The sequence below is a fragment of the Motilimonas pumila genome (assembly GCF_003596335.1).
In the GTDB taxonomy this organism is placed as follows: domain Bacteria; phylum Pseudomonadota; class Gammaproteobacteria; order Enterobacterales; family CBDFNC01; genus Motilimonas; species Motilimonas pumila.
Map to the genome: position 1 here is coordinate 24224 of NZ_QZCH01000021.1, position 15865 is coordinate 40088.

Consider the following 15865-nt stretch of genomic DNA (forward strand, 5'->3'; position numbering starts at 1 on the left):
TCAGTGATGAGTTACCAAGCTAATTTATCATTAGATGGCGTTAAAGTTTGCATTAATTGTTGGTCATTCACAATGCCTTGCAGCATGACTTTTTCAGTGCCACTGAAATGTTTAAACAAAGTGAAAGTGATTGCTTTAATCTCAGTAGGCTTGCTGCACTGCAGTTGGTAATTAATCACTACGTCTGAATGACTTGATTCATCATGGTCATCATGAGCGTGGTCATCGTGGCCGTGCTCTTTGTCATGATCATCATGCTTGTCGTGACCGTGTTCTTTGTCGTGATCATCATGATGGTCGTCATGCTTGTCGTGACCGTGTTCTTTGTCGTGATCATCATGGTGGTCGTCATGCTTGTCGTGGCCATGCTCTTTGTCGTGATCATCATGGTGGTCGTCATGTTTGTCGTGGCCATGCTCTTTGTCGTGATCATCATGGTGGTCGTCGTGCTTGTCGTGGCCATGCTCTTTGTCGTGATCATCATGGTGGTCGTCGTGCTTATCGTGACCAGCTGTTTCAAATGCCAAGCCAGCAACGTCATATTTTAACAATTTACACTCAGCGCTGGCCGGCAAGGCAAGCACGTTGTTAAAGTCGGCTAAGGTTGCATTTGCTTGCTTGACCGCCTTGTGTTGTTCATCCGTTTTAGGTTTGTGCTCAAAGCCCAGCAGGTTTGCGGCAGGAGTACGCCATTGAATAGCTATTTCGGTTGCAGCCAAAATGAGGTCGATGTTTGCTGCTCCGTGTTCGTGAGCGCCATGGGCACGATGCTCGTGTTCACCTGCAACAGCGTGCGGTGCTGCCAGTGCAAGCGTTAAAACTGCAGGAGTGAATAAACCTTGTTTAAATGTTGCCATGTTAAAAAATCCTTAGAAATATAAAAAACAAATTAAAAAGTGGAACCCTGTAAAGAAAATGAATGAGGAGGGGCGCGTTGCCATCCACTGAGTATGGCAGCTTTCATAGGCAAAGCCGAAGGTACACTTTTTATCGTTGGGGCATGCTGCTTATTCGGAAAGACAGAAAAGCTAGGCGTTAGGGCCACTAAGCTCGGAAGTGAGCAATGCGCGCATGCCTCTTGGCCGTGGTTAAGTTGGTGCTTATGATGAACGTGCCAGTGCTCAGCCCATGCGGTGAAAGACAATAACCAACCGGCAAACACAATGATGACAAGTGGCAGTACACGTTGTTTCAAAAAATAATCCGGTGAGTAATCAACAAGCGACATAAAGGCTAAGCTTGCCAAAACTGTTATGTTATATCAATTAATTTCTGTTGCCCCCACACTCTGGTATTCTGCCCCCATGTTTAATGGGGGGGCTTGGTGAGTGACAAGTTATAATCTTGGGCCCTCGCGGACATGCCAAGTGGTTAGTACAAAGGCTCACTGACCATTTGGGTGTTGGCAATCATCATTTCTTTCAAAAGGTTGGAGGAGCCGGTCAACAAGGTATGTTGGGTATTGTTGATAACCACTGGAGATCCTTGTGCGCCGCTTTTAGATTCTATGGTAAGCCATGCCGGCGAGACGCTGCCGTTGCTGTCAGCGGGGTAAACCAGATACATTTGATAGCTTGGCTCAAGCTGGCTGATGATGGTTGCCAGTAGTAAAGCCTTTTCATCGCTGTCGGCTGCATTTTCGAGTAACACACTTAAAGGGGGAGAAAAGTTCGCTGCTTCTTCCTCAGATTGAGGGATCGCAAACACCCAGCTTTGGGCATTACTTATCGAACGAGGTGCTCCCTCGGTTGAGCGCAACTGCTCTGCAAGCAGTTTGAAAGATTGGCGATAATCGTAAAATAGCTGAGAATAGTTAGGACGAATACAAGGTTTGTCTTGATCTTGCACCATGCAAGGACTTACCCGCAGGAATGTGAACGCATCGTCTTGGTATTGATAATAGGCTTGCCAGAACAATCGCGATTCAACAGTGCTGTCTTTGATCGAAAAAGCATGCTCTATACTGCTGAATTTAATTGCATTTTCGGGAGAGTAATAATTGATAGAGTTTACTACATGACTGAGCCTTGGCTCTATGTAAGTGTGCAGCGCTCTGACGGGTTTATTTAATGAATAACTTAGTTTTTGTTGGTCTTCTATACCTTGTTTGACCTGATTGCGACTAAAATTAGCTTTGATCTCTTGAGATTGACCGTGCTCGTTTTGCCAAAACCAATCAAGCTTTAATGTGCTTGGGTTTGATGTAACGTTTGCACTCAACACTTGGCTGGTGAATAAACAACATAAAAGCGACAATATCGGTTTCATAAGAGCACCTCAGCAAAAAAGTGGCTTAATTAACAAATAGGCTAAAAAAACGATCTGGATCAACTTTTCTTATCAATAAAATGAAGTTGATGAGAAGAATTTTCTCAGAATAAAAATAAAAACATTTAGAAACATGAGGTTAATTGGTTATGCGATTTTTTATTAGCTTGTTGTTTTTTTTTTCATGGGGACTTTGGGCTGGTCAAGTCACGGTCACTAAAAGCAGTGAACCGCAAGTCGATGTTTGGCATTTAAAACAGCAGTTACACCAACAACATTTATGGCGAGAAGCCATGCGACAACAGCAAAACTTATTTTGGATCAGCCAATTACCATTGGGGTGTTTGCTTTTACCTAGGCCCATTAATTATTTTCAATGTGGTCAATCCTATTATCGACCTTATCAATATCAAGGTCAGCAGATTTATATTCAAGTAGACCCACCTAAAGAAGAAAAAATACAGATTAATAAGTAAGTTACCTTGTTATTTCAATTTTTTGTGGATGCATATACTCGCGATTGCCACGGCGGTAACAAGAGCTAGAATCGGTGCATCGCTGCAGAAAATCTTGTATCTTGTGCCTAGTTTTGGCAATGATAACAACAATATTTAAATTAGAGAGCCTCTATGCATATTCATATTTTAGGGATTTGTGGCACCTTTATGGGTGGCATCGCCATTTTAGCTAAACAATTAGGCCATAAAGTGACGGGCAGTGACGCCAATGTTTACCCGCCGATGAGCACGCAACTTGAAGAGCAGGGCATAGAGTTAGTACAAGGGTTTGATCCCAGTCAGCTTGAACCTCGGCCCGACCTGGTTGTGATTGGCAATGCCATGAGCCGCGGTAACCCTTGTGTAGAGGCCGTGCTGAATTTAAATCTGCCTTACGCTTCAGGCCCACAATGGCTCAAAGAACATGTACTCAAAGACAAGTGGGTGTTGGCGGCTTCTGGCACCCATGGCAAGACGTCTACTTCGAGCATGTTGGCATGGGTACTGGAATATGCAGGTATGGAGCCGGGCTTTTTGATTGGCGGAGTGCCTGAAAACTTCTCCGTTTCAGCACGCTTAGGGGGCACGCCTTTTTTTGTTATTGAAGCTGATGAATACGACAGTGCCTTTTTTGATAAGCGTTCTAAATTCGTGCATTACCTACCTCGTACGCTCATTATCAATAACTTGGAATTTGATCATGCCGATATTTTTGAAGATTTAGCCAGTATTCAAAAACAATTTCACCATTTGGTGCGTATCGTTCCAGGCCAAGGGCGAATTATTTACCCCGCAGGCACAAAATCCATCGAACATACGTTGGCGATGGGTTGTTGGAGTGAAACGGAAACATTAGCGCAAGACTGGCAATTTGAGAAAATTGCTGAAGACGGCAGCCGCTTTAAGGTGTTTTTTAAGCAATCGCTTCAAGGTGAAGTGAATTGGTCTTTGTTAGGCGAGCATAATATTGCCAATGCATTGGCCACTATCGCCGCCGCGCGACACGTTGGAGTGACGCCAGAGCACGCCATAGCGGCATTGGCCGAGTTTAAAAATGCCAAACGCCGAATGGAACTTAAAGGAGAGGTTGGCACGGTAAAGCTGTATGATGATTTTGCCCATCATCCCACAGCGATAGCGACCACCTTAGCCGGGTTAAGAGCCCATCTAGGTAAGGGCCGTATTCTCGCAGTATTAGAGCCAAGATCAAATACCATGAAGTTGGGAGTACATCAACAAGAGCTGGTGGATTCATTGCAGCAAGCTGATCATATTTTTTGTTTGCAGCCCGAAGGTCTGCAATGGTCCCTTGACGATTGCTTTGCAACCAGCACAGTGCCTTTTGCAATTTGTGCGCAAGTGAGCGCTTTACAACAAGCAATCTTGGCTGAAGTGCAACCCGGCGATACCATTTTAGTGATGAGTAATGGTGGCTTTGGCGGTATTCATCAAAGCTTACTCAATGAACTTGTCGCAAGAGAAGAGCAATATGTCTAAACAGTTTAAAGGTCAGATTACTTTAGCCCTCACAGGCGCATCTGGTGCGGCTTATGGCGTAGCTTTGTTGTCGCGCTTGGTGCAGTTTGGTTATCAAGTACACTTTTTGATGTCTGAAGCCGCTAAAGTGGTCGTGGCCACAGAGTTACAACAAACCTGGCCTCAGCAACCCCATGAATTAGCAAAATACTTGAGTGAACAAACTCAGGCTGTGCCCGAGCAAATTAAGGTGTACAGCGGGTTAGACTGGTTTTCACCGGTTGCTTCTGGCTCCGGTGCGCCTAAGACTATGGTTATTTGTCCTTGCAGTGGCGGAACGCTAGCATCCATTTGTCATGGCTTATCAGATAATCTCGTTGAGCGGGCGGCAGATGTTATTTTAAAAGAACGTGGACGGCTTATTTTAGTGCCTAGAGAAACGCCGTTTTCTACCTTGCACTTACAAAACATGCTGAGTTTGTCGCAAATGGGCGTGACCATCATGCCTGCTGCTCCAGGTTTTTATCACCACCCGCAAAGCATTGATGATTTGATTGATTTCATGGTCGCGAGAATTCTTGATCACCTTAATATCGACAATGAAGTTAGCCAGCGTTGGGGGCATGAATAGCGCTTTATATGAAGTTGATTTAGCAGGGCTAAGCGCACAAAAAAAGGTCGCACAAGGCGACCTTTTTGTTAGCTAATGATTGCAGTTTACTGATCCTTAGGATGTAAAATTGCAGTAATGTAGCTATATACGAACTCCACCACTTTTTCTTTCGAAGCGTGGCCGGGTTGGTTAATCATTTGAATGATCATATAACCACAACCTGAGAGGGCTCGACAGAACTCGTCAACAGACAAGCGACAGTCGAAGTCGTGATTATCAAAACCTGGAGTGATGACTTTTTTCATCAAGTCAGTGTTATGGCTTAGCAACTTCAAGTAGCGCGGCCATATTTCTTCTCGAACAGACGAGCTCCATTCTAGCCAAATATGTGTATAATCCGGTTTTACGTAAGCGGCTTCTACAACTAGCGCGATGTAGTCGTGGATCGCTTCAAGTGGATCTTTACTTTGGCCGAATGCAGCAGAGGCGATGCCTCTAAAGTACAGTTCGACTTCGGTCAGAACGGCGTTAACCAGATCTTCACGAGTGTTAAAGTAGTTAAAAACGGTAGCAACGGAGACTTGGGCTAGCTCAGCGATTTCCGCGTGTCCCGCTCGACCGATTCCTCTTTTAGAGAAAACTTCAAGGGCACATTCCATCAACTGCTTGCGGCGGGCTTCCGGTGCCAATCGTGTACGACGTCTAAATTCTGCTCTTGGTTCCATGATACTGTCTACTAAAGTTAAGATGAAAATATAATTTTAATTTTATCGTTAACCAGATTATCATTTACAGTCATATTAGTACAATGAATAGATGCGGAATTGACTTTTTTAGTCATAAATAGTGTAGATATATTATTTTTCTTTTAAATAATTTTGTTATTAACCGATTTTATTAGATTTAATCTTTTACAAATATATAGGAAGGCATGAATGAAACATTCTGTTGAAGTTTTAATTCCCGAACAAGATATTCTTCTGCGAGTCTCTGAAATGGCGGCGGAAATAGAAGAAAAATATAAAAATACGGAATGTCTGGTCATGATTGGCTTATTAAGAGGGTCTTGTATTCTACTGGCAGACTTGAGCCGCAGAGTGAACCTACCGACTCAGCTAGACTTTATGACGGCCTCTAGTTATGGCAATAAAATGGAAAGTTCTCGTGAGGTTAAAATCTTAAAAGACCTTGATGATGAGATCCGAGGTAAAGACGTTTTGATAGTAGAAGACATCATAGATACGGGTTTTACTTTGAATAAAACCAGAGAAATGTTGATGTTACGTGATCCTGCTTCTTTAACTATCTGTACTTTATTAGACAAGCCAAGTCGCCGGGAAGTCGATGTACCTGTCGATTGGATAGGTTTTTCGATTCCTGATGAGTTTGTTGTGGGTTACGGTATCGATTTCGCTCAAAAATATCGCAATTTACCTTATATTGGCAAGGTTATTCCTGAATAAATCAATTCAAAACCGCTCTAATCGTTATGTGTAAAATATAACGAGGAATTTTTTATTTTTATTGTTTAATTATTATTTTTTGATGTCGAGTTTATATTTTGAAGGCCATAGAGATAAATAACCTCAGTAAAACTTATGCTGGCGGTGTTGAAGCCTTAAAAGGCATAAGTTTAAATGTGGAGGAAGGGGATTTTTACGCTTTATTAGGACCCAATGGAGCAGGGAAATCTACCACCATAGGTATAATTAGTTCTTTAGTGAACAAGACAGCTGGTCAGGTCAAAATATTTGGTCACGACATTGATAATGCATTGGTTCAGGCTAAGCAACAGATTGGCTTAGTGCCGCAAGAGTTTAATTTTAATCAGTTTGAGCCCGTCGAACAAATTTTGGTCAATCAAGCCGGTTACTATGGCGTGCCCCGTAAGCAGGCTTGGAAGCGGGCTGAGATTTGCTTGAAGCAATTGGATCTGTGGGACAAGCGGCAACAAGCCGCGCGCCACCTATCAGGTGGCATGAAACGTCGCTTGATGATTGCCAGAGCACTGATGCATCAGCCTAAGTTACTCATTTTAGATGAGCCTACTGCTGGCGTAGACATAGAGTTAAGGCGCTCTATGTGGGGCTTTTTGAAGCAATTAAACCAAGCGGGCATGACCATCATTTTGACTACTCACTACCTTGAAGAAGCAGAAATGCTGTGCCGTAACATTGGCATCATAGATAAAGGCGAGATAGTTGAAAATACATCAATGAAAGAGTTACTTGGGCGCATTGATATTGAAACTTTTGTGTTAGACACTCAGCCTATCTCGGTATTACCCGAGCTACCCGGACTCACAGTACGTCAGCTCGATACGCATACGTTAGAAGTCGACGTTGAGAAGGCCGCAGGTTTGAACAAGGTGTTCGCTCAGCTGACTCAAGCTGGCATTGAAGTGTTAAGCATGCGCAATAAGTCAAACCGCCTCGAAGAGCTGTTTGTTAATTTAGTTCAGCAAGGCAAATAATCATGTCGCAACAGTTATATTTCACTGCTTTCAAAAGCATAGTGATCAAAGAAATTTACCGCTTCACTCGAATTTGGGTACAGACGTTAGTGCCGCCGGCGATTACCATGACGCTTTATTTTGTCATCTTCGGTAACTTGATTGGCAGCCGCATAGGCCAGATGAGTGGGGTTAGTTACATTGACTTCATTGTGCCCGGTCTCATCATGATGTCGGTCATCACTAATTCTTACTCCAACGTCGCCTCATCGTTTTATAGCGCAAAATTTCAGCGTAATGTGGAAGAGTTACTGGTTGCTCCTGTTCCTAATCATGTGTTGATTTTAGGTTTTGTCGGGGGCGGCGTTGCCAGAGGCTTGGCGGTGGGTTGCATCGTCACTTTGGTCGCCATGTTCTTCACTGATATTCAAATTCATAACTTTCCCATGCTGGCGGTTACTGTGTTGTTAACGTCATTTGCGTTTGCGATTGCCGGTTTTATTAACGCTGTGTTTGCTAAAAGCTTTGATGACATCAGTATTATTCCGACCTTTATACTGACGCCATTAACTTACCTCGGTGGTGTGTTTTATTCGATTTCACTGCTGCCAGAGTTTTGGCAAGGAGTGTCGCAGGCAAATCCCATTGTTTATATGATTAATGCGTTTCGGTACGGCTTTTTAGGCTTTACTGATGTCTCTTTGACTTTGTCATTCTCGGTTATCATCGGGTTTATCGTCATTTTTTACAGTTTGGCCTACCATTTGGTTGAACGAGGAATAGGGTTAAGAAGTTGAGTGATTTAGGAAACTCACGAGTAGTAGTGTCAAACCAAGAGGGTTTGAACGAACACTTGGATGAAGTGGTGTTAAAGCACCTTAAAACGGATTTTAAAAAGCCGTATCGAGCCCATACTCAGGCTGCTTTTGATCAGCTTGCTGAGCAGATAAAAAGCGATCCGCGGCCGCTCATTTTTGATTCTTGTTGTGGCGTTGGAGAAAGCACCGCCATTATCGCTCGAAAACACCCAGACAGTTTGGTGGTAGGACTTGATAAGTCGGGTCACAGGTTGGCAAAAACGCCATTAGAATTACCCAGCAACGCCATTTTGCTGCAAGTAGATCTAAACGATTTTTGGCGCTTAGCAGTAGCAGCGGGCTGGCAGTTAAGTCATCATTATTTGTTATATCCTAACCCTTGGCCAAAGTCTAAGCACTTACAGCGGCGCTGGCATGGCAGCGCAGTTTTCCCCTATATCCTGCAATTAGGAGGTCAGCTAGAGCTGCGCAGCAATTGGCAAACGTATGTCGATGAGTTTGCTCGCGCCTTGGAGCTCGCCGGTTATCCGACTCAAGTTGAGCAATACCAATCCGCTGAAGCAATGACACCGTTTGAGCGCAAGTATTGGGCCAGTGGCCAAAAGTGCTGGCGTTTAGGCCTCACGTTGACGCCTAACCCGGCATAGATTTCAGGCACAAAAAAGGCGCTAATTAGCGCCTTTTTCACATTTCTTGGCTTAGCTAGGCGACCTGAATAGGCACGTCTTTACTGGTACGCACAACATTGTTGTCTGCGTCCAAGTAAACCAAGCTTGGTTTATGAGTCGCTAACTCTGCTGCGTCCATTGATGCGTAAGCACAGATAATCACTCTATCACCTACTGCCGCTTGACGTGCTGCTGCACCATTTACAGAAATAATGTGTGAACCACGCTCGCCTGAAATCGCGTAAGTCGAAAAGCGTGCGCCATTTTCAATGTTGTAAATGTCGATGCGTTCGTATTCTAAGATGCCTGCAGCGTCTAGAAAATCCTGATCGATAGCACAAGAGCCTTCATAGTTAAGCTCTGCGTGGGTAACACGCGCTTGGTGCAATTTACCTGTTAACATTACCTTTTGCATGGCAATCTCTTCTCCGTATCTCAACTCATGTGGAGGGCCAAATGAGCGGTGCAATATAAATTAAATTGACGCTGGGTGCAAATCTACTGTTTGATTATCAATCAATCTGGCTTTACCCAAGAAAGCCGCCATAAGTATCACAACCCGCTGTGTTTTTTCTGTCATCGCTAATAAATTGTCAGCGTCAACAATGTCGATAGAATCTGTCTTAAATCCGCTTGAATTCAGTGTATTAGTAGCTTTTTCTATCACCTTTGTAAAATTTCTGTTTCCCGCTGAGATTTGTTCAGCGATATGCTGCATCACTGCAAACAAGGTAGGCGCTATCGCTCGTTCTGATGTCGTCAGGTAGCCATTACGAGAGCTCATGGCCAAGCCTGAAGGTTCGCGTACCGTGGGCACACCAACTATCTCGATAGGCAAGGCTAAATCTGACGTCATCTTACGAATTAAAGCCGTCTGCTGAAAATCTTTGTCCCCAAAACACGCTATGTCTGGCTGCACAATATTGAACAGTTTAGTAACCACGGTGCTCACCCCTCGATAATGGCCCGGCCGCAGGGCCCCTTCCAATAGGTCGGCAATACCGGGTACGTCAACTCGAGTATGGTTTTCGAGTCCCTCGGGGTACATTAATTCTGGGGTGGGGGTAAATAAACAGTCAGCCCCTTGTTGTACCAACTTATCGCAGTCTTGCTCCATGGTACTGGGGTAATTTGCTAAATCGTCAGCATTATTAAACTGCATTGGGTTTACAAAAATACTGACGATGACTTTATCTGCCAGAGTTTGCGCTTGCTTGACCAAGGTAATATGGCCTTGATGTAAGTTTCCCATGGTGGGAACGAAGGCAATAGTCAGGCCTTGTTGGCGCCACGCTCTTACTTGTTGGCGCACTGCAGCTATGTCGTTACAAATGTTCATATTGGCTCTTAGTAGAAACTGTGCTCTTTAGCCGGGAACTCACCGGACTCAACTTGACTCTTGTAAAGGCCAACCGCTTTGCGGATATCGCCGGTTTCGGCTAAAAAGTTTTTCGAGAATTTAGGGCAAAAGCCCGCAGAAATGCCAAAGGCATCGTGCATGACTAAGATTTGGCCATCGGTGACATTGCCAGCGCCAATGCCAATAACGGGAATGTTAAGTGCCTGAGTAATGGCCTCGGCAAGAGGCACTGGCACACACTCAAGTACTAATAATTGTACCCCTGCGGCTTCTAGCGCTTTAGCGTCAGCTAACAGTTTATCAGCTTGCTCTGATTGCCTGCCTTGTACTTTATAACCACCAAATACGTTGACCGATTGTGGCGTTAAACCCAGGTGGCCACAAACGGGTACACCGCGGTCAACGAGGCCTTTGATGCTGTCAGCAAGCCACTCTCCGCCTTCCAATTTCACCATGTGAGCGCCATTGCGCATTAACGTGGCGGCGTTGTGGTAGGTGTCTGCTGGAGTCGCGTAGGTCATAAAGGGTAAGTCTGCGATGATCAGGGCTTGTGGCGCTCCTGATTTAACGCAGCGAGTATGATAGCTAATGTCGTCAATACTTACCGGTAAGGTTGAGTCATGGCCTTGTAATACCATGCCTAGGGAATCACCAATTAATAGTACCTGGATCCCCGCTTGATCGAACAAGCTAGCAAAGCTTGCGTCATAGGCGGTAATGCATGTGATTTTTTGTTGTGCTTGCTTCATCTTTTGCAAGCTTGCGGCGGTAATCTTACTCATCATTACTCCTCGGGCTAAACCTGAATAGTAGGGCCTGCCTGTACAATTTCTAAACCATTTTTTGCCACGTCAAGGTTGCTGACTTGGTTACCGTTTGGTAAACAAATGTCAGGCGCAATTTCTAACAACGGGTAGATGACGAATTCACGTTGTGACATGCCATAGTGAGGCACGGTCAGACGCGGTGTAGCAATTTCTTGTTGCCCAAACAGTACTATGTCTAGGTCCAATGTTCGAGGGCCCCAGCGTTCATCTTTGCGTTCACGGCCGTGGGTTTGCTCAATGTGTTGCAATGCATCCAGCAAAGATTCTGGATCCAAGTCAGTAGCAATGGCGAGTACCCCGTTGATGTAATCGGGTTGGTCTTGAGGCCCCATTGGCGCACTGCGGTATAAGCTGGAACAAGCCGTCACTGTTAGCCCAGGTGTGCCTTGCAACACCTCAATCGCAGATAAAGCTTTGGCGACAGGATCGCCTAAGTTACTGCCAAACGCTACATAAGCGAGGGTCATTGACTCGCCTTTGGCTTTTTCTTGTAATAACGGCGACGTTTGCCCACCGGCTTGTTGAGCTTGGCAACCATGCTGCGTTTACTGTCTTCATCGACATCTTGAAACTGGGTCCACCATTCACCTAACTCAATTAAGTCACCGCCTTCAATCTCACCGCGAAGCAGCAAAAAGTCGTAAGCGGCGCGAAATTTTGGGTGGTGAAGAATGCGATAAGCATGCTTGCCATAACGTTTCGACATGCGGGTTTGCAACATCCAAATATCACGCATAGTGGTCGTAAAGCGTTTTGGAATAGCAATGCTCTTAATTTGAAAATCCAGCGTTTCATTCATGGCCATTAAGAAGGCATCATTGCTTGGTAAGCCACTCTCAGCCATGACTTCTTGTGCTTTTTGCTCTACGTTGTACCAGAGTAGAGCTGAGTAGATAAATGCCGGTGTTACTCGTTTTTCGTCTGCGATACGTTCGTCGGTATTGCGCAATGCGGCCGCGATTAAGGCTTGAGATTTAGGGTCTTCAGCTTGATCGAACAAAATGGGATAAAGTTGCTGTAGCAAATTGTATTCTTTCAGCATCTGGTAAGTCTGTTCACCTTGGCCAGACAAGAGCAGTTTTAAGCTTTCTTCAAACAAACGCGCGGCTGGAATATCTTTCAACAATGGCGCTAACTGTTTAATCGGTGAGCTTGTACGTTCACTGATGCGCATTTGTAACTTCACGGCAAAGCGAACCGCTCTGAGCATGCGCACCGGATCTTCCCGGTAACGGGTTTCCGGGTCGCCAATTAAGTCAATTCGACGCTGCTCTAAATCTTGTAGCCCGCCACAGAAATCGCGGATAGAAAAGTCAGCAATGTCGTAATACAAGGCATTTACGGTGAAGTCTCGACGCTCAGCGTCTTCTTCGATACTGCCGTAGACATTATCTCTCAGTAACATGCCTTCTTGCGATTGGGAAGACACGTTTTTCCCTTGCGCTTCATCGCTGTGATGGCCTCGAAACGTGGCGACTTCTATGATATCGCGACCAAATAGGATATGCGCTAAACGAAAACGTCGACCGACTAAGCGGCTATTTCGAAATAGTTTTTTGACTTCATCAGGGGTTGCGTCGGTAGCAATGTCAAAGTCTTTTGGTTTTAAACCTAATAATAAGTCACGGACACCGCCGCCGACCAGGAATGCTTTATGGCCTGATTTGTGCAGACGATAGAGAACTTTTAAGGCGTTTTCGCTGATGTCACTGCGAGAGATATTGTGCTCGTCACGAGGGATATGGTCAGAGTAAGTACTTACCACCTTATCAGATTCTGGCGCTGCAACGCTGCTTTCGAGAGCGTCGTCAGACACTGCCTCTGCTGTTTTCTTTTTGCCTAATACCTTCTTGCAAAAGTCTGATATACGCTTAATGGTGGCATTCCTCTAATGTAACGGGCGTCAATTCTAAGGCGCATATAATATGCAAGAGCCTAGCTAAACACAAATTAACTCACCCATATTTGTTCAGTTTTATTGGCAACTTTATCCAATTGCCAATTTGTGATTGCCCAAGCCAATAAATCCGATTGATGGGCAAACTCAGACAAGGCTGGCGGCAGTTGTCCTAAAAAGCTTAATGCGTGCCAGGTGGTTTGCATTATATCTTGCTGTGCAATGCTAGGTGCATGATTTTGCTTTGAAAGCTTCATTCCCGGTGCCGTCACTGCCAAGGGTAAATGTACGTACTCAGGCACGTTGGCGGACAATTGCTGCATTAATGCAATTTGTCGCCCGGTTGGCACCAACAAATCTGCCCCCCGCACTACCTGAGTAATACCTTGGGCGATGTCATCTAAGGTTACCGCTAAATTATAGGCGTATAAGCCGTCTTTACGATGAATGATGAAGTCTTCTTCCGCCAGGGCCTTGGGTATACGTGTCACGCCTTGTAGCAAATCATCAAATTGATATACCGGCTGAGTAGTACGCAAGCGAATAGCAGATTGTTCAACGGGCAAGTTCAGAGATTGACAATGGCCCTGATAAAAGCCGCCAGCTTGCTTGATTTGCGCGCGAGTGCAGCGACAGGCGTAAGTTAACCCTTGCTGGCGCAATTGTTCTAATGTGGCTTGATAACGCTCGTTTTGTTGGCTTTGATACATGACAGTGCCATGCCAGTTAAGGCCAAAGCGCTCTAAAGTGGCTAAGATACTGTCAGCCGCACCGGCAACCTCTCTGGGCGGGTCGATGTCTTCCATGCGAACCAACCAATGGCCGCCTTGATGGTGAGCCTGCAAGTAACTGCCTAACGCTGCCAGTAATGAACCAAAGTGTAATTCGCCAGAAGGGCTAGGAGCAAAGCGGCCAATATAGTGTGGTGAGCGGGTCATGTAGCAACATCCAAATAGCGTATGCAGTCTCGCGCCGGTTAAATAAAGCGCAATAAAAAAGGGGCGTAATGCCCCTTAATCTCTTTATCGCAGAGGGGATTAACCCGCTAGCTGCTTCTCTTTAATTTCAGCAAGGGTTTTACAGTCGATACATAAATCCGCTGTTGGTCTTGCTTCTAAACGACGAATGCCAATTTCAATACCACAAGAATCACAGTAACCGAAGTCACCGTCTTCTATTTTTTGCAGTGTTTTTTCAATTTTCTTGATCAATTTACGTTCACGGTCGCGAGCACGAAGTTCTAAGCTGAACTCTTCTTCTTGTGCTGCACGGTCCACAGGATCAGGAAAGTTAGCGGCCTCATCTTTCATATGGCCAACCGTACGGTCAACCTCTTCACGTAACTGGTTGCGCCAAGCGTCAAGAATGACTTTAAAGTGGTCAAGTTGCGCGTCATTCATGAATTCTTCGCCGGCTTTCTCCTTATAAGGTTCAAGCCCCGCGATAGCTAATACGCCCAGTGTCTTTTTAGCCTTGCCCTCTGGCATGACATTCTCCTCTTACACACTTATTTGGTGATGAAAGCAAAAATAAGGCGGCTATCTATAGCAAAATACCTAAGGCTGATCAAATGTAAATGTTAATTTATTTGCTCAAAACAGAATTTATTGCTTCTGAATCTTAACAGCCTGTGCTTGTCACCAAACTTTTTATTATTTGCTTGGAATAAACGGAATTGGTTGCGAAAGGTGCCAATTCGTTTCAGTTAATTGCGCTTTATAAGCGAAAATCTCTACTCCTGCCATTAATGCCTGATTGATCAAGTCAGTATAGACCGAGTCTACAAGTTTTGCCGGACTGACCCGGTCAATTCCTGTGTGCAATACCGCAAAAAGCAACACAGCCCGTTTTCCAGATTGCTTTACTTTAATGAGTTCGCGCAAATGTTTTTGGCCGCGTACGGTGACGGCATCTGGAAACAGGCCTTGGCCTTGGTTATCAGCGAGTAAGGTGACCGACTTAACCTCCACGTAACAATCTGCTCGTTCCGGGTCGGTCAGTAGGAAGTCGATACGCGATTTTTCCTCACCGTATTTAGCTTCCCGTTTGAGGTGTCGATAACCTGTTAAGGGTGCAAGTTCATCGGCCAATAAGGCTTGCTCTACTAGTTGGTTGGCACGAATGGTGTTGACGCAAATAAAGTGCTGTGTTGACGTTTGAGTTAACTCCCAGCTGTAAGCGTGTTTACGTTTGGGGTTGTCAGAGTGGCTTAACCAAACGGTATCGCCTGGGCTGCCGCACCCTGTCATGGCTCCGGTATTGGAAACGTGGACGGTAATGGTATTGCCATCGGCTAAGGTGACATCAGCTAAAAAACGCTTATAGCGTTCAATCAGTGTTGCGGGCTGTAACGGGGGGGTAAAATTCATAGTGTCCTTGAGGTGTAAAATTAGTAAGTGGATAAAGGCCAGCTTTTAATGACTTGGTATTGCGCCTGATCACCGGTTAAATCAGATTGATATAAAGCAAACTGCTGACAGTGCCATTGCACCGCGCCAAAGCTTGGTAATGACGCACCAAGGTGACTGTGTCGCCGAAGCGTAAGGTGAGCGAGGTATTCGAAATCATCGACTGGGCAGGCTGCTCCTAAAGTCGTGCGGCAAAGTGTACGCAGTGTTGTCACCAGTTGTTGATGGGCCTGACTGATTTGGCTCGCCTGCCAGGTGAGGTAATGACTGTTTCCTAATAGCCCCGGGCGATCCAGACAAAGCTCAAAGGCCGATAATTGCCAGCCATTAATGGCGTTAATTAAGTCTTGTATTTCAGCCGCTGAGACATTGCCAATGAAAGCCAAGGTAACGTGGTGATTTTGCTTTGGTACCTGACGAGACCTGGCCTCGGTGGGCAAGCCTTGGAGCCAGTTTATTGCTTGTTGCTGTACCTTTTCGGGTACGGCCAAAGCAAAAAAGCAGCGGCGCGCAGCGGGAGCATTATGTTGAGGATGGCGGGTCATAAATAAATTGGCATCAGACTATTGCGTGGATTTACG

Annotated in this window: 20 protein-coding genes; 7 read left to right on the plus strand and 13 right to left on the minus strand. The window is 45.2% G+C overall.

Annotated features, from left to right (window positions below):
- Nucleotides 1-11: 11 nt before the first annotated feature.
- The 3 genes from D1Z90_RS14845 to D1Z90_RS14855 form a co-directional block, all read right to left on the minus strand.
- On the minus strand, nt 12-857 hold the full coding sequence (locus D1Z90_RS14845) for a ZrgA family zinc uptake protein (protein WP_119911567.1): 846 nt from the start codon (nt 855-857) through the stop codon (nt 12-14).
- 32 nt (nt 858-889) lie between these two features.
- Nucleotides 890-1195, minus strand: a complete 306-nt coding sequence (locus D1Z90_RS14850; RefSeq protein ID WP_147378775.1) for a hypothetical protein — start codon at nt 1193-1195, stop codon at nt 890-892.
- A 176-nt stretch (nt 1196-1371) separates the two neighbouring features.
- Complete coding sequence (locus D1Z90_RS14855; RefSeq protein ID WP_119911569.1) at nt 1372-2268, minus strand: hypothetical protein; 897 nt, start codon at nt 2266-2268, stop codon at nt 1372-1374.
- A gap of 149 nt (nt 2269-2417) precedes the next feature.
- On the opposite strand from D1Z90_RS14855, the gene D1Z90_RS14860 reads away from it, so the two are divergent.
- From D1Z90_RS14860 to D1Z90_RS14870, 3 genes are all read left to right on the plus strand, one after another.
- A complete protein-coding gene (locus D1Z90_RS14860) occupies nt 2418-2744 on the plus strand; it encodes a hypothetical protein (protein ID WP_119911570.1) in 327 nt (108 codons plus the stop codon).
- Nucleotides 2745-2897: 153 nt separating this feature from the next.
- Nucleotides 2898-4262 carry a UDP-N-acetylmuramate:L-alanyl-gamma-D-glutamyl-meso-diaminopimelate ligase gene (gene mpl, locus D1Z90_RS14865; protein ID WP_119911571.1) on the plus strand — a complete coding sequence of 455 codons (1365 nt, stop codon included), beginning with the start codon at nt 2898-2900 and terminating at the stop codon, nt 4260-4262.
- Nucleotides 4255-4872 carry a flavin prenyltransferase UbiX gene (locus D1Z90_RS14870; RefSeq protein WP_119911572.1) on the plus strand — a complete coding sequence of 206 codons (618 nt, stop codon included), beginning with the start codon at nt 4255-4257 and terminating at the stop codon, nt 4870-4872. Before mpl ends, D1Z90_RS14870 begins: the two co-directional genes overlap by 8 nt.
- Nucleotides 4873-4958: 86 nt before the next feature.
- On the opposite strand, the gene D1Z90_RS14875 is transcribed toward D1Z90_RS14870, so the two are convergent.
- The gene (locus tag D1Z90_RS14875; RefSeq protein WP_119911573.1) at nt 4959-5579 is read right to left on the minus strand and encodes a TetR/AcrR family transcriptional regulator; all 621 of its coding nucleotides are present in this window, start codon (nt 5577-5579) and stop codon (nt 4959-4961) included.
- 210 nt (nt 5580-5789) lie between these two features.
- Between D1Z90_RS14875 and hpt the strand changes: the two genes are divergently transcribed.
- The 4 genes from hpt (at nt 5790) to trmB (ending at nt 8771) form a co-directional block, all read left to right on the plus strand.
- Nucleotides 5790-6317 (plus strand): hypoxanthine phosphoribosyltransferase, encoded by a 528-nt coding sequence (gene hpt, locus D1Z90_RS14880; protein WP_119911574.1) that lies wholly within the window; start codon nt 5790-5792, stop codon nt 6315-6317.
- A gap of 98 nt (nt 6318-6415) precedes the next feature.
- Nucleotides 6416-7327, plus strand: coding sequence for an ABC transporter ATP-binding protein (locus tag D1Z90_RS14885; protein ID WP_119911575.1), 912 nt, complete (start codon nt 6416-6418; stop codon nt 7325-7327).
- 2 nt (nt 7328-7329) lie between these two features.
- Nucleotides 7330-8103, plus strand: coding sequence for an ABC transporter permease (locus D1Z90_RS14890; RefSeq protein ID WP_119911576.1), 774 nt, complete (start codon nt 7330-7332; stop codon nt 8101-8103).
- Nucleotides 8100-8771, plus strand: a complete 672-nt coding sequence (gene trmB / locus D1Z90_RS14895; protein WP_119911577.1) for a tRNA (guanine(46)-N(7))-methyltransferase TrmB — start codon at nt 8100-8102, stop codon at nt 8769-8771. The genes D1Z90_RS14890 and trmB overlap by 4 nt, the downstream gene beginning before the upstream one ends.
- Before the next feature lie 55 nt (nt 8772-8826).
- On the opposite strand, the gene panD is transcribed toward trmB, so the two are convergent.
- The 9 genes from panD to thpR form a co-directional block, all read right to left on the minus strand.
- A complete protein-coding gene (panD, locus tag D1Z90_RS14900) occupies nt 8827-9207 on the minus strand; it encodes an aspartate 1-decarboxylase (RefSeq protein ID WP_119911578.1) in 381 nt (126 codons plus the stop codon).
- A gap of 60 nt (nt 9208-9267) precedes the next feature.
- A complete protein-coding gene (gene panC / locus D1Z90_RS14905; protein WP_119911579.1) occupies nt 9268-10131 on the minus strand; it encodes a pantoate--beta-alanine ligase in 864 nt (287 codons plus the stop codon).
- A gap of 8 nt (nt 10132-10139) precedes the next feature.
- Complete coding sequence (panB, locus tag D1Z90_RS14910) at nt 10140-10934, minus strand: 3-methyl-2-oxobutanoate hydroxymethyltransferase (protein WP_119911580.1); 795 nt, start codon at nt 10932-10934, stop codon at nt 10140-10142.
- Between the two features lie 14 nt (nt 10935-10948).
- Entirely contained in the window at nt 10949-11446 is a 498-nt protein-coding gene (folK, locus tag D1Z90_RS14915) for a 2-amino-4-hydroxy-6-hydroxymethyldihydropteridine diphosphokinase (protein ID WP_119911581.1), read from the minus strand.
- A complete protein-coding gene (pcnB, locus tag D1Z90_RS14920; RefSeq protein ID WP_198419216.1) occupies nt 11443-12720 on the minus strand; it encodes a polynucleotide adenylyltransferase PcnB in 1278 nt (425 codons plus the stop codon). The genes folK and pcnB overlap by 4 nt, the downstream gene beginning before the upstream one ends.
- 209 nt (nt 12721-12929) lie before the next feature.
- The gene (gluQRS, locus tag D1Z90_RS14925; protein WP_119911583.1) at nt 12930-13814 is read right to left on the minus strand and encodes a tRNA glutamyl-Q(34) synthetase GluQRS; all 885 of its coding nucleotides are present in this window, start codon (nt 13812-13814) and stop codon (nt 12930-12932) included.
- Between the two features lie 99 nt (nt 13815-13913).
- Nucleotides 13914-14363, minus strand: coding sequence for an RNA polymerase-binding protein DksA (dksA, locus tag D1Z90_RS14930; RefSeq protein ID WP_119911584.1), 450 nt, complete (start codon nt 14361-14363; stop codon nt 13914-13916).
- A 165-nt stretch (nt 14364-14528) separates the two neighbouring features.
- On the minus strand, nt 14529-15245 hold the full coding sequence (gene sfsA, locus D1Z90_RS14935; protein ID WP_119911585.1) for a DNA/RNA nuclease SfsA: 717 nt from the start codon (nt 15243-15245) through the stop codon (nt 14529-14531).
- A 20-nt stretch (nt 15246-15265) separates the two neighbouring features.
- The gene (gene thpR / locus D1Z90_RS14940; RefSeq protein WP_119911586.1) at nt 15266-15829 is read right to left on the minus strand and encodes an RNA 2',3'-cyclic phosphodiesterase; all 564 of its coding nucleotides are present in this window, start codon (nt 15827-15829) and stop codon (nt 15266-15268) included.
- Between the last annotated feature and the right edge of the window lie 36 nt (nt 15830-15865).

Excerpts from the sequence above, each read along its gene's own strand:
- gluQRS (WP_119911583.1), bottom strand. The coding sequence starts at position 13,814 with ATGACCCGCTCACCACACTATATTGGCCGCTTTGCTCCTAGCCCTTCT.
- D1Z90_RS14870 (WP_119911572.1), top strand. The coding sequence starts at position 4,255 with ATGTCTAAACAGTTTAAAGGTCAGATTACTTTAGCCCTCACAGGCGCA.
- folK (WP_119911581.1), bottom strand. The coding sequence starts at position 11,446 with ATGACCCTCGCTTATGTAGCGTTTGGCAGTAACTTAGGCGATCCTGTC.
- thpR (WP_119911586.1), bottom strand. The coding sequence starts at position 15,829 with ATGACCCGCCATCCTCAACATAATGCTCCCGCTGCGCGCCGCTGCTTT.
- D1Z90_RS14860 (WP_119911570.1), top strand. The coding sequence starts at position 2,418 with ATGCGATTTTTTATTAGCTTGTTGTTTTTTTTTTCATGGGGACTTTGG.
- dksA (WP_119911584.1), bottom strand. The coding sequence starts at position 14,363 with ATGCCAGAGGGCAAGGCTAAAAAGACACTGGGCGTATTAGCTATCGCG.
- D1Z90_RS14875 (WP_119911573.1), bottom strand. The coding sequence starts at position 5,579 with ATGGAACCAAGAGCAGAATTTAGACGTCGTACACGATTGGCACCGGAA.
- D1Z90_RS14890 (WP_119911576.1), top strand. The coding sequence starts at position 7,330 with ATGTCGCAACAGTTATATTTCACTGCTTTCAAAAGCATAGTGATCAAA.
- mpl (WP_119911571.1), top strand. The coding sequence starts at position 2,898 with ATGCATATTCATATTTTAGGGATTTGTGGCACCTTTATGGGTGGCATC.
- panD (WP_119911578.1), bottom strand. The coding sequence starts at position 9,207 with ATGCAAAAGGTAATGTTAACAGGTAAATTGCACCAAGCGCGTGTTACC.
- D1Z90_RS14845 (WP_119911567.1), bottom strand. The coding sequence starts at position 857 with ATGGCAACATTTAAACAAGGTTTATTCACTCCTGCAGTTTTAACGCTT.
- hpt (WP_119911574.1), top strand. The coding sequence starts at position 5,790 with ATGAAACATTCTGTTGAAGTTTTAATTCCCGAACAAGATATTCTTCTG.
- D1Z90_RS14855 (WP_119911569.1), bottom strand. The coding sequence starts at position 2,268 with ATGAAACCGATATTGTCGCTTTTATGTTGTTTATTCACCAGCCAAGTG.
- panC (WP_119911579.1), bottom strand. The coding sequence starts at position 10,131 with ATGAACATTTGTAACGACATAGCTGCAGTGCGCCAACAAGTAAGAGCG.
- sfsA (WP_119911585.1), bottom strand. The coding sequence starts at position 15,245 with ATGAATTTTACCCCCCCGTTACAGCCCGCAACACTGATTGAACGCTAT.
- panB (WP_119911580.1), bottom strand. The coding sequence starts at position 10,934 with ATGAGTAAGATTACCGCCGCAAGCTTGCAAAAGATGAAGCAAGCACAA.